General features: G+C 41.6%; 6 protein-coding genes. 2 read left to right on the top strand and 4 right to left on the bottom strand.

Features of this window, described 5'->3' with window-relative positions; genetic code table 11:
- Positions 1-168: 168 nt before the first annotated feature.
- Positions 169-1,266 (bottom strand): RuBisCO large subunit C-terminal-like domain-containing protein, encoded by a 1,098-nt coding sequence (locus tag B9T16_RS08870; protein WP_410244574.1) that lies wholly within the window; start codon positions 1,264-1,266, stop codon positions 169-171.
- Between the two features lie 63 nt (positions 1,267-1,329).
- Between B9T16_RS08870 and uvrA the strand changes: the two genes are divergently transcribed.
- On the top strand, positions 1,330-4,233 hold the full coding sequence (gene uvrA / locus B9T16_RS08875) for an excinuclease ABC subunit UvrA (protein WP_410244575.1): 2,904 nt from the start codon (positions 1,330-1,332) through the stop codon (positions 4,231-4,233).
- A gap of 52 nt (positions 4,234-4,285) precedes the next feature.
- Here the strand turns inward: uvrA and larC are convergent, their stop codons facing one another.
- Positions 4,286-5,548: a nickel pincer cofactor biosynthesis protein LarC gene (larC, locus tag B9T16_RS08880; RefSeq protein WP_014275407.1), complete on the bottom strand. Its 1,263-nt coding sequence runs from the start codon at positions 5,546-5,548 to the stop codon at positions 4,286-4,288.
- 135 nt (positions 5,549-5,683) lie between these two features.
- Here larC and B9T16_RS08885 point away from each other — a divergent pair, with 135 nt between their 5' ends.
- Positions 5,684-6,352, top strand: coding sequence for an L-threonylcarbamoyladenylate synthase (locus B9T16_RS08885; RefSeq protein WP_014275406.1), 669 nt, complete (start codon positions 5,684-5,686; stop codon positions 6,350-6,352).
- Positions 6,353-6,398: 46 nt separating this feature from the next.
- Here B9T16_RS08885 and B9T16_RS08890 read toward each other — a convergent pair whose 3' ends face one another.
- Together B9T16_RS08890 and B9T16_RS08895 are read right to left on the bottom strand one after the other, a co-directional pair.
- Positions 6,399-9,938 carry an AAA-like domain-containing protein gene (locus B9T16_RS08890; RefSeq protein WP_410244576.1) on the bottom strand — a complete coding sequence of 1,180 codons (3,540 nt, stop codon included), beginning with the start codon at positions 9,936-9,938 and terminating at the stop codon, positions 6,399-6,401.
- A 463-nt stretch (positions 9,939-10,401) separates the two neighbouring features.
- Complete coding sequence (locus B9T16_RS08895) at positions 10,402-13,986, bottom strand: AAA-like domain-containing protein (RefSeq protein ID WP_410244577.1); 3,585 nt, start codon at positions 13,984-13,986, stop codon at positions 10,402-10,404.
- Between the last annotated feature and the right edge of the window lie 270 nt (positions 13,987-14,256).

Genomic DNA, 14,256 nt, shown 5'->3' on the forward strand with positions numbered 1-14,256 from the left:
GAGGGCGGGTTTATTAATATGGTCGGTGGGTCTTCTAATTAACTGCGGAACCCGCCCCTACGATTATCCATTATCCATTAATTACCGGGTGGGGGGGCGGGTTTATTAATATGGTCGGTGGGTCTTCTAATTAACTGCGGAACCCGCCCCTACAATTATCAATATCAATTATAAATTATCCATTATTACTTCCTTGAAGGTTTGAACACCAGCGGCGGGACCATCTGGATGATCCATGATACCAGTTCCGGCATTGAGAATAACATCATTGCCATAGTCGGCTAATACCTGGGGAATAATTCCCGCATGGATACCAGCAGAAGGGACTGGGAAAATATTACGCGATCGCAAAGTATCCCTAATTTTGGCTTCTTCCGTGGGGTCAAACGGTAAACTACCATAATGGGCTGGATACAAAACCGCATCCGCCCCAGCATGGGCCATGAGAGTCCCCAAAACCACAGAATAAGCTAAACCGTGATCCGGTGACGCACAGAGGCTACCAGCAAACGCAGGATGCACAAAAATCGGAACATTGATTTCTGGGTCACTGGCGATCGCCTCCAATACCGAAAATCCGTAGGTTAGGACATTTAATAATAGGGCATTTGCGCCCGCCTTAACTAGAGTCCTCGCTTTTTCGATTAAGGTGATCGCAGAACCCGTGATATTTACCGCATAGAGGACGTTGCGACCCGTTTCGCTTCTCACCCTATCTAACACCCCTCGACAAGCCTTTAAGCGTTCAAGAGTGGGCGCTGTGGGCAAGTCTGGCAGGATTTCATCATCCTTAATTAGGTCTAATCCCGCAAAGGCCACCTGTTCCAAAATATCCGCGTGGTCGGCGGCGGACAACCCCAAGGCGGGTTTAAAAATCGCCATAATTAGGGGTCGCTTGGAGACCTCCAGGCGATCGCGAATTCCCGTAATTCCTAGTTTGGGGCGTTTCCCGTAATTTTCCCCCAGCCGGACTGCAATTACCTTTCCACTACCCGCCATGGAATATTTACCAAAAATCATCGTTAGTAGGCTGGGGATATCGTTTTCTACATTAGCCTCTGGAAAAGCAATGGTAACAATGCTATATTTTTGATTATCAGTTTGGATATTGATCACCTCTCCTAAATGCGATCGCATCACCTCTTCCCGGTGTTGAAAACGTGCATCCCAAGTTCCCGCTGTTTGTCCAATGGCGATAACTTTCCCTTGACGTTCTGGATCTATTCCCGGGGGAAATCGATAGTCTACCTCGATACTTCTAAGCATAGATAAATTCGTAGCCCTCAAATTATCACTTCTCTGATTATTGTATTATCCTACCTTAACCTAATGGCTAAACCTGCGAAATTTTCCGATCTCCAATCTACCATATCCCCGGCTAGTCTGAACACTATTAGAATTATTGGCGCGAGACAACATAACCTCAAAAATATCAATCTGGAACTTCCCCGCGATCGCCTCATTGTATTTACTGGCGTTTCAGGTTCTGGGAAATCTTCCCTCGCTTTTGATACCATTTTTGCCGAAGGACAACGGCGTTATGTCGAGTCCCTTAGTGCCTATGCGAGACAATTTTTAGGACAATTAGATAAGCCTGATGTTGATGCGATCGAGGGGTTGAGTCCCGCCATTTCTATTGACCAAAAATCTACCTCCCATAACCCTCGGTCTACCGTCGGAACAGTCACCGAAATTTATGATTATTTACGTCTATTATTTGGTCGGGCGGGTTCTCCTCATTGTCCTATATGCGATCGCAATATTGCCCCCCAAACTATTGACCAAATGTGCGATCAAGTTATGGCACTTCCTGAAGGCACTAAGTTTCTCATTCTTGCGCCTGTTGTCCGAGGGAAAAAAGGCACTCATCGCAAACTCTTATCTAGTTTAGCATCTTCAGGCTTTGTCCGGGTCAGAATTGATGGGGAAATTCTCGAATTGTCTGACCATATAGACTTAGACAAAAATCATCTCCATGATATTGAAATTGTCATTGATAGACTCATTGTAAAACCAGGTTTACAGGAACGTTTAGTTGATTCCTTAACTACCTGTTTACGCCATTCCGAAGGTATTGCCATTATTCAGATTTTGGATAACCTCAATATATCACCAGAAGAAAACTTCCCCAAACCTCAGCAATTGGTCTTTTCCGAAAACTTTGCTTGTCCTGAACATGGCGCGGTTATGGAAGAACTTTCACCCCGTCTATTTTCTTTTAATTCTCCCTATGGCGCTTGTCCGGCTTGTCATGGTTTGGGACACTGGCGGACTTTTTCCCCAGAATTGATTATTCCTGACCCTTCACAACCTGTTTATAATGCGATCGCCCCCTGGTCAGATAAAGACAATTCCTTTTATTTATCCCTACTTCATAGTGTCGCCCAAGCCTTCGATTTCGAGATTTCGACACCCTGGAAAAAACTGACATCTGAACAACAGCATATTATTCTTTATGGGAGTGAGGAACCCATTTTAATAGAAACTGATTCCCGCTACCAAGAAAGTCGCAGTTATTACCGCCCCTATCTCGGTGCAATTCCCATGTTACTCCGACAATATGAGGAAACAGGTTCCGAGGCGCAAAAGCAGAAATTAGCACCTTATTTGATTGACCAGCCCTGCGAAGTTTGTCACGGTAAACGATTGAAGCCAGAGGCGCTATCTGTCTATTTGGGACAGTATAATATAGCAGATTTAACAGAGGTTTCCATTCGGGATTGTTTGGCTAAAATTAATCAGCTACAATTGAGCGATCGCCAAGCCCAAATCGGGGATTTAGTCTTACGGGAAATTAAGGCAAGATTACAGTTTTTGATAGATGTCGGTTTGGATTATTTGACCCTCGCTAGATCCGCGTCTACTTTGTCTGGAGGAGAAGCCCAAAGGATTCGATTAGCTACTCAAATTGGCGCGGGTTTAACCGGCGTTTTATATGTCTTAGACGAGCCTAGTATTGGCTTACATCAACGGGATAATGGCAGACTATTAAAGACCTTGATAAAGTTGCGAGATTTAGGCAATACCTTAATTGTAGTTGAACATGACGAGGAAACTATCCGCGCCGCTGATTGGTTGGTTGATATCGGTCCGGGGGCGGGAGTTAATGGGGGGGAAATTGTCGCCCAAGGAGATTTTAAAACTTTATTAACTACTGAAAAATCCCTCACGGGTGCTTATCTTTCTGGACGCAAAAAAATTGAAACTCCCACCAGCCGCCGTCCCGGAAATGGGCGATCGCTATTTCTCCAAAACGCCCATTGTAATAATCTGCAAAATATCGATGTTGAATTACCCCTCGGTAAATTTGTCTGTATTACTGGTGTATCAGGTTCCGGGAAATCTACCTTAATTAATGACTTATTATATCCCGCCCTCCAACATCATTTTTACGGGAAAATTGCCTTTCCTAAACAATTAGATAAAATTCGGGGATTAGATGCTTTAGATAAGGTCATTGTCATTGATCAATCTCCCATTGGACGCACTCCACGTTCTAACCCCGCTACCTATACCGGAGTGTTTGATATTATCCGAGGAATATTTGCAGAAACCATTGAGGCGAAAGCTAGGGGATATAAGCCAGGACAGTTTTCTTTTAATGTTAAAGGCGGACGCTGTGAAGCCTGCAGCGGACAGGGCGTAAATGTGATTGAAATGAATTTTCTCCCTGATGTTTATGTGCAATGTGAAGTATGTAAAGGCGCACGATATAACCGGGAAACTCTCCAGGTTAAATATAAAGGCTATTCTATCGCTGATGTCTTGAATATGACCGCTGACGAGGCTTTAAAAGTCTTTGAAAACATCCCCCGCGCTAACACTAGGCTGCAAACTTTGGTTGATGTCGGTTTGGGTTATATTCAGTTAGGACAACCCGCGCCTACCCTTTCTGGGGGAGAAGCACAACGGGTTAAATTGGCTTCTGAATTGTCAAAGCGCGCTACTGGTAAAACTCTATATTTAATTGATGAACCCACTACCGGTTTATCCTTTTATGATGTTCATCAGTTATTGAATGTTTTACAAAGGTTGGTCGATAAGGGTAATTCTATTATCTTGATTGAACATAATTTAGATGTGATTCGTTGTGCTGATTGGGTGGTGGACTTGGGACCCGAAGGAGGCGATCGCGGTGGTCAAATTATCGCCACCGGAACCCCTGAAAATGTCGCTAATAACCCCCATTCCTACACCGGAATTTATTTAAAACAAGTCTTAACAACTTCCTAGGACAAACAGAAACCCCCTTGATTTGGGGGTTGACAAACTAGCCAGAAATCCTTTATAATTGAGGAGCAATTGATTCGGCTTGCTGTTGTTGTATTAACTGCCAATGTTGTATGGCTTTTTGATGAATATCTAACCAGGGGATTTGATGCTGTTGGGCGAGGGTAGCGCAGTCCTCATATTCGGGATGCACATTAATAATGCGATCGCCTGAAAAAGCCACCTTAATTCTCACCAAACCATATTCAGTGTCAACCGTCTGTAATTCGCGGTTAAGAATAGTCCGACATTGCCAACTTTGACGAATCCCTAAAGTAGTGGTTTCTGCAAACAGAATATTCCGGCAAGTATCCACAGCTTCCGGGTGACAAATCACAGTTAATAATACCCCAAGGCGAGACTTTTTCATCGTCACAGGTTGCACAAAAACATCCACCGCCCCCGCCGATAATAAAGCCTGAGAAGCATAGGCGATCGCTTGGGGGCTAAGGTCATCAATTTGAGTTTCTAATACCGCCACCATTTCCTCATCATGATCATGGAAAGTCCCCCCCAAACCATGACTTTCCGCCTTGGGTTTATCTGTGTCCTCAGTTTCCCCTAACCATAGGCGGAGAATATTAGGGATGGGAAAATTTGACGAACCGGCCCCTAGTCCCACCCGTTTCAGAATCATCGGCGGTGGCGGTCCGAATTCTGTAGCCAAAGTTACAGCGATCGCCGCCCCCGTTGGGGTAACTAATTCTCGTTCAATGCCATTGCTATAAACTGGAACACTACGCATTTCCCAGAGTTTCAGAACAGCAGGGGCAGGTACTGGCAAAATTCCATGGGCAGCCCGGAATGTGCCCCCACCTACCGGAAAAGCAGAACAATAGAGGCGATCGATTTTTAACCAGTCCAACCCCAAACAGGTTCCGACAATATCCACGATCGCATCTGTAGCCCCCACTTCGTGAAAATGTACCTTTTCCGGGTCAATACCATGAACCGCCCCTTCCGCTTCCGCCAGCTTGCGGAATACAGCTAAACTCATGTTTTCTGCCCTTGGGGGAAGTTTTGCAGCTTTGATAATGGCTTCAATATCTGGTAGGTGGCGAGTGTGATGATCGTGGCGAGTTAGGTCTACATGAACCTTCGTCGCTTGTTGACCCTGGCGAGTTACCTTTTCAGCCCATAGCCGATATTCCTCAGCCATTCCCAGCCTTTCTAACTGTGTCGTGAGATACTCCAGAGGGACCCCGGCATGAACTAAGGCGGCGAGGCACATATCCCCAGCTATTCCAGTGGGGCATTGAAGGTAGGCTATATTGATCATTTTCGGCGGTCTGGTTTAAGTGGTATCGATTTTAGTTTAAAGTTATTTTACTCAAAAATTGGGCATGATCAGATCGTCATTCTGACTTTAAACTTTAATTGTTCGATAATTATTCGAGTTCATGGACTTTATTATATGGCTACTCTGTACGAAATTCATCCCCAAAATCCTCAAAAACGCACCATTGAACAAATTAACGATGCCCTTAAACGTGGGGCGGTGATGCTTTACCCTACTGATACTGTTTATGCGATCGGTTGCGACCTCACCGTTAAATCTGCAGTCCAAAAGGTACGACAAATTAAGCAGATTTCCAATGATAAACCTCTCACCTTCTTGTGTTCATCCTTATCCAATATTGCCGATTATGCCATAGTTACTGACGAGGCTTATCGCACCATCAAAAAATTGATTCCGGGGAGTTATACTTTTGTGCTTCCCGCCACTAAACAAGTGCCCAAATTGGTCATGTCACCTAAGCGGAAAACCACCGGAATTAGGGTTCCTGATCATCCCGTGTGTTTAGCGATTTTGGAATCTCTAGGAAATCCGGTCATCTCTACTTCTGCACATATTAAAGAAGAAGATGAACCCTCGGCTTTAATTCGGAAAATTCCCCAAAATTATGATAAGTTTCAGCTTTTTGATGCCTTGGAGAATTTGGTTGATATTATTGTTGATGATGGCGCTGATTTGGATTATCAAGTCTCGACAATTATTGATTTAAGTGCTGATGATCCTGTCCTGGTGCGGCGCGGAAAAGGATGGGAGGCGATCGCTGATTGGGATCTGCCAGAAGAATAGCCCAATAGCCCCAATTTTAGGGGCTAAGTTAACCTTTCATCCCACTTTAATTAAAGCGATCGCACAAATTTCGTTCCTCATCCTTTAATTCCGGGTGATAATTAAGGTAGTCTTGGATGACATAACAAGCATAACTCAACTCATCCAAAGCCATAATCTCAGCCACATTCCAGATAATCCCCTTATGATCATCTCCCCCAGAAATAATCCATTTCCCATCATTACTAAAAGCCACAGTCCGCGCTGGTCCTTGATGTCGGATTAACGTTTTGAGTTTCACCCCTTCATTAGTCCAAAGTTGAATAGTGCCATCCCAACTAGCCGAAGCAATCATCTCACCATCTGGCGAAAAAGCCACGTGATCAACAATTCCCTGATGATGCAAAACTATCGATTTTCTACCATCTAAAAACCATAATCTGACCGTGTTATCTGTACTAGCAGAAGCAATAATATCACCTTGGGGACTAAAAGCCACCCCCCAAACACTACCCTGATGATTACCAATTAACCGCGTCCCAGACCCGTCTATATATACAACTCTGACCTCCTTATCCTCACTACCCGTAACCACCATTTTACCATCAGGACTAAAAGCAACCCCCGTAATCACTTCCGAATATTCCCACTCCCGTATAAACTCCCCAACTCGACTCCACAATTTCACTTTCTTATCATTTCCCACCGAAGCTATCACCTCACCATTTGGCGAAAAAGCTAATTGATTTACCCCCATAGAATGAGCATTATTGATCACCTTTAATAACTCTCCCTCCATATTCCAGAGGCGAATACTTTCATCCCAGCTACCTGTCGCCACAATTTCACCATCAGGAGAAACCCCTAGACCAATTACACCCTTATCATGACCTTCTAGTCTTCCCAGTAAACGACCCTGCATATCCCAGCGATAAACTTCTCCACCCCAACTAACAGAGAAAACTTGCTGATGGTCTGGAGTTAAAGCTACTCTCCGCAGATGGGTTTCATGTCCTGATAACACAGTCAAAAACGGACTCTTAACTTTCCATAGTTTAACCTCCCCATTGAAATCAGCAGAAGCCAGAGTTTCACCATCAGGACTAAAGGCGAGTTGAGTAAGCGGCGCAGTATGGGAAACAAAAGTTTGCAGGTGTCTACCGTCAGGATTCCATAAACGGATAGTCTGATCCCAACTCCCAGAAGCAATTATATTACCATCAGGAGAAAAAGCCACAGTCCTAATACTATTGTCATGTTTTCCGAGGACAATAGCAGACCTTTCATTAATAGACCATAATTTCAATTCTCTATTATGACCTCCAGCCACTAGATACTGACCATCAGGAGAAAAAGCCAAAGCCTCCACAGGTTCTTGAGAATGCTCAAAATCAGCTAATAATTCTCCTGTTATGTCCCACAGTTTCACTGTACCATCATCACTTACAGAAGCCAGGCGGTTACCGTCTGGAGAAAAGGCTATCTTTTTCACCAATTGAGTATGACCCACAAATTCATTTAATAAAGTGCCATCTCTGCGCCAAAGTTTTATAGAACCACGATTGCTAGAAGTGGCTATGGTGTCTTGCTCCCGAATTATCAGATCCCATATTTCTTCCTCATGGGCGGAAAACGTGAACACCAAATCACCTTCATTTGACCAAATTCTGATTTCCCCATTGCTGTGTCCCGTGGCTATATAGCCGTCTGGGAAAAAAGCTAGAGTTCGTAATTCATAGGCAAAATTTGGGATAATATTCAGTAGTTTTCCCCGCCGATTAAAAATCAGAATCTGATTATTGTCTGTAATAATTTTATCCCTTCGGTCAACATCTTGAGAATTAGTGCGGGTAATAATCGCTATCTGTTCACCATCTTTACTCCAATCTAAAGACCAAACTCGGTCTTCCTGACGACCAAAACTATGATATTCATTCATCCCATAAACAGATTGAATCAAGACAGAATTTACTTTATTTTGGATATTATAATCGGGATTTTTGACATCCTTAATCCTCATTTTTGCCCGTACAGCATTAATTAAAGCATTGAAGCTATTTTGTGATAAAAACTGACCCTCTGTGGCGGAAATTAGGGCCTCAATTTCTCGGACTTTGGTGATTTCGTAGCTGGCGATCGCTCGACGATATTGGGAGTAAGCTAAACCAGCTAACCCTAGGGAGAACAATAGTGATAAAACTACCGTGGTTAACAGTCGCCGCTGTAGTCTTGAGTTTTTATATTCTTCTAAAAGTCTCGCTTCTACCGCGATTAATTTTTCCGCTTCTAAAGCCTGTTGCATGGCAGCGCGATCGCATTTTTCCGAAGCTGCTAAAAATTGATAATCACCATCACTTAAACTTTTTCCTAACGCCCAATTTCGCGCTTCTAACAAGGCTTGACCTCGTAAAAGTCGAGAATCATCTGTTTGACAAGAAGCTATCCAAGCCTCAAAGTTTTGGGAATAGGGACGTAGTAAATTTAGCTGTTTTTGCGTCCATTCTAAGTTAAAAATATGCTCATAAATGGGATTTTTAACTCTTAGCATACTCCCGGATTTTTCAATTAATCCCGATAGTAAAACCTCCGTTTCTTCCCGACTACCATCAAAGGGTATTTCGGTCTCTAGGAGTATTTTCTGATAAATACCTAATAATCTTGAGCAGATTTGAGGATTGCTAATAATTCGATTTCTAATGGTTCGCAAATGTTCCGGTTCGTCTTGCTTTTCCCAATTAGTAATTATCTGGTTAATCACCAATGTTTTTATAAACTCTTTTTCCGATGCTATTTGACCACGATTTAGCGGATTAATATCTTGATGATATTGGTAATATATGAGATTACATAACTTCTGAGTTAAAAACGGCTGTCCTCCTGTCCAGTTTAAGATTTCTTGCAGCAAAATTTCCCCATTAAAACCCGGAACATTTAATCCCTTTTGTAGGGGTTTTGCTTCCTCTAGGGTAAACCCCGAAAGTGCGATCGCTGTGCCAATATTAAAAGGGGTTCGGGTGCGATCTCTAATTAAATCGGAGGGATTAGCTACCCCGAAAATCGCAAAATTTAACCGTTGATATGCTGCCTCAGTTGCCCTTTGGTTATAACAAAATCGAATAAATGCAAACCAATCATCTACCGGAAATGGTAAACTTAAAATAGTGTCGATCTCATCAATAAAAATGCAAAATATATCATGGGGAAAAGTTGGCAGTAAAACCTCAACTATAAACTGATTTAATTTCTGTACCAATGAAAGTTCGCCTTGTTCTTTCCACCATACTTTAAATGGCATATATTTTAATAACCCAAACCCTCGCCAAAGTTCTACAAAAATTCCCTTATACCACTGCATTGGGGTAACATCTTCACTACCAATAACCGTCATGTCTAACGTCGCACAACGTATTCCTTCTGCTTGTAAACGGTGGCGGGCTTGCACTAACAGAGAAGATTTACCCATCTGACGAGAGTTGAGAACATAACCAAACTCTCCCCGCTTCAAGGCTTCATACAGGTCTGTATCTGCTTGTCGCTTAACATAGCTAGGACAGTCGGTATGCAGACTACCTCCGACTTGATAAATTGACCGATATTCAGTTATCATAATTAAAATCTCATCGTCAATTCTGATAATTATCTCACTCTTGCAATTCCTCTTACAATTAATAAAATAATCAACAGCTTTATCTTCAATTTTTGTAAACAAAGCATGATACGCACAAAATCGCTATTTTGTCAAGAGGCTAATTTTTGACCCTGGCTCAATCCTTAAAAACTCGTGCATCGCAATTTTAAACTTTCACCAAAAAATATTAATATTTCACGATATATATAGGGTTTCCGGCTTTTTTTGGGCGTGTAGACACAATAAGCCCTTGGATGCGATTTATATAAGCATAGCAAAACCCCCATTCTGTCGTCAAGTATTTGAGAGAAGTTATCAATTAAATTGTATTAAATCTTAACATTATTTTGAAAATTAAAACTCTTTTGATGAAGATATTAGTAAAAATTATTGATTGGGGTATTTAAAGGCTGTGGGTCAGGGTATCCAAAACCGGATCTGTTCAATTTTGGCATATTTGGCGATCGCCATTTTCAGTGTCGGCATGAATTTGTAAGTAATCCCGTATCCAGTCACAGGCATAATTACGCACTGTTTGATAATTAATAGAATCCTTAATATTCCACAGGATAGCCACCCCATCAATATCAGTAGAAATTAACCGTTGACCATCATGGCTAAAATTCACCGACAAAACCCGAGTTTGATGGGTACGATGACCATTAAAAATCGCCAAATTTTCCCCATCAAGACTCCAAATTTTCGCACTTCCATCTGTCCCCGCTGTCGCCAGTATTTGACTATCTGGGGAAAAAGTCACATCCGATACAATATCATTATGATCAGCTTTAAAATCATTAATTAGATTGCCATTTATATCCCACAGCATAACCATATCATCTTCAGCAGCAGAAACCAAAAAGCGACCATCAGGAGAAAAATCTAAGCCTAAGATAGTTCCCCTGTGGTATGGACTTAGTTCCCCTTTCAGGCTACCATCAACTCCCCAAATTTTCACCATTCCACCACTACCACCAGAAGCAATTAACTGATTATCTCGGCTAATAGCAATCGTGCGGATAGTCTGTCCCTGTGAAGACCAACTTTTGAGTAAAACCCCGTCTTTATTCCAAAGTTTGATAGTGCTATCACCACTACCACTTACCAGAAATTCACCATTGGGACTAAAAGCCACCGACCAAACAGGTCCAGTATGTTCAGTTAAAGTGTTTAGTAAAGTTATGTTGGTTCCGTCAGGGGAAATTTGCCACAGTTGAATGATTTGGTCATAGCTACCAGTAGCCAAAATTTGATATTGAGAAGCAAAACTGACCGACAAAACTCCCCCGTCGCTAGTAGGAATAGTCTGTAATAACTCCCCATTAGGTCGCCAAATTCTGAGAGTTTTATCATCACTACCAGTTACCACAAAACTGTCATCCTCAGAAAATACCGCATCTAAAATACCCCTATTATGTCCCCTCAAAATAGTGAGGCTAGGGTGTTCAAAACCCCAGAGTCGAAGAGTTTTATCATTACTTACCGAAGCCAGCGTTTTACCATCAGGGCTAAAGCTAACATTCCAGACCTGTTGTTGATGACCTTCTAGGGTGTATAGCAAATTACCATCTATATCCCACAGCTTAATATTATTAGCTAAATCAGCAGTGGCGAAAACAATACCTAAACGGCGGATAATGCTATCGGGAGGACTAATAGCCACAGACCAAACCCAACCTTCCTGGGAGGGTAAAGTATTAATCAGACTGCCATCAAGTCCCCACACTTTAGCTGTACCGTCATTACTACCAGAAACGATAGTTTTGCCATCGGGGGAGAATACCACGTCCCAGACCGGGTTTTGGTGTCCGCTAAAGGTATTAACTAGACTGCCATCTATTCCCCATAGTTTCACGGTGTGGTCTTTGCTACTGGTGGCGATATTTTGACCATCTGGAGAAAAAGCGATCGCCTCTACAGCATCATCATGACCTGTTAAAGTCAGGTGAAGATAAGCATCAACCCATCCCTGGTCACCCCGTCGCCACAGTTGCGCTGTTTTGTCTTGACTAGCTGTTCCTATGGTCTGACCATCTGGAGAAAAAGCGATCGCCCTGACACCATTTTTATGGAGACTTAGGGTAGTAACTAAATTACCATCAACAGTCCAGATCTTAGCCGTTTTGTCTAAACTCGCTGAGGCTAAAAATTGACCATCTGGGGAAAAAGCTACATCAAAAACGTCCCCTTCATGACCAGCAAAAACCTGTAATAAATTACCTCGCTTATCCCAGAGTTTAATAGTATTATCATTACTGCTAGTAGCGATATATTCACCGTCAGGAGAGAAAGTAACTCCCCAAATCAAATGGTCATGGGCTACAATTCTATTGAACTCATCAGCCCTGAAAAATGCCCGGCTAACCGTCTGCTTTACCCTCTCGATAATGGCGGGATTAGGTGATTTTATAGTTGCAATTTTTTGATGTGCTGCTAAAGCTGACAATAAAGCATCCAAGTGATAGTTTTGAGTAAATAAAGTATTTGCAGAATTTAAAACAGCACTAATTTCGTTAATTCTAGCTTGTTTTTTATTGATTAAAGCTCTCCTATATAAATTAAATGTCTGAAATACCAACAGAGAATTTATCACAAAACCAATAGTTAAAACTCCTATAAAAAGTTTTTGTTTTTGGGCATTTTTTTGTTGCTCCAATAATCTAATTTGCTGTTCTTTTAATTGGTTGGCAATAGCTTGCGATCGCTCAATTTCTAATTGCTGTCTAACTTGCATTTGTTCCAGTTCAGCCGAAGCATTTAAAAATTGATAATCTACCGGACTCAAAACCTTACCCACCATCCATTTTTGAGCATCTTTGAAAGCCTGTCCTCGCAGCAGTCGAGATTCATCAGTTTTACCAGAAATTACCCAGGCTTCAAGAGTTTGAGAATAGGGTCGTAAATTACTTAACTTTTTATCTACCCAATCCTGATTAAAAATGCTTTTATAAATCTTATTTTTCACAATTAAATAATTATGGTATTTAATCACCAAACCAGACATAATTAATTCCGTTTGTTCAGCACCACCATCAGCTTCAACTATTATACCTCTTAAAACTTGCTGATAAAGACTTAGCAAATTTTCCAGAGTTTTGTGATTATCTAATAACCGATTAGAGATAGTTCGTAAATGTTCCGGTTCGTCGTGATATTCCCAATTATCAATAATGTAATCTTGAACAATTTTATAGATAATCTTTTCTTCGGATTTATACTCCCAGAACTTATGTTTACCTTCTTTCAATATCTCCACACATAAGAGATTACAAATTTTCTGAGTTAAAAAAGGCTGTCCTCTCGTCCAATTTAAGATACTTTTCAGCAAACGACGAGAATTTTTACCCGGAATAATTAAACCTGTCATTAAAGGTTCAGCTTCCTTTAAAGTAAATCCTGATAACTGTATAGCTTTCCCAATATTAAACGGCGTGCGATTTTTATCTTTAATTAAATCCGAAGGTGTAGCTACTCCAAAAATCGCAAAAGTAATCCGATTATATTCGGGATTAACAGCCCTTTCATTATAACAATAACGAATGAAAGCAAAAAAATCATCCACCGGGAATGGTAAACTTAAAATGCTATCGATTTCATCCACAAATATAAACAGGCGTTGGTCTGGTAAATGTTTTAATAACTCTTCAATAAATTGACTTAAACGCTGCAATAAAGATAGGTCTTCTCGTTCATTCCACCAGCTTTTCAGTGGAAATTTACTGGTCAGCTTAAAACCTGTCCATAAAAATGTTAAAATCCCTTTATACCACTGTAAAGGTGTCACATTTTCACTACCAATACAAGTCATATCTAAGCTGATACATTTCAGCGACTCCTGTTGTAGCCGATAGGAAGTCCGCACCAACAGGGACGATTTACCCATTTGACGACTATTGAGAACATAGCAAAATTCCCCGGATTTCAAGGCTTGATAGAGTTCCCTATCCGCCGCCCTCTCCACATAGGTCGGTGAGTCCCTATGAAGGCTACCACCAACTTGATAAATTGATTGGGACTCAAGTATCATGAGATTATATCGATAATTATAGTTAATTATTAGCCCACCACAACGGTAATTTCATAAAATGTCTATTTTGTCAATAGCCTAATTTTCAGCCTGGACTAAATCCTCAAAAACTCGTGCATCGCCATTTTAAATTGTAGCCACAAAATATTAATATTTCACGATCTATATAGGGTTTCCGGCTTTTTTTTTGGGTGTAGGCACAATAACCCCTCGGAAGCGATTTCCGTCAGTATAGCAAAACCTCCATTCTGTCGTCAAGTATTTGAGGTT

The organism is Arthrospira sp. PCC 8006 (assembly GCF_046480465.1).
GTDB classification, from domain to species: Bacteria; Cyanobacteriota; Cyanobacteriia; order Cyanobacteriales; family Microcoleaceae; genus Limnospira; species Limnospira platensis.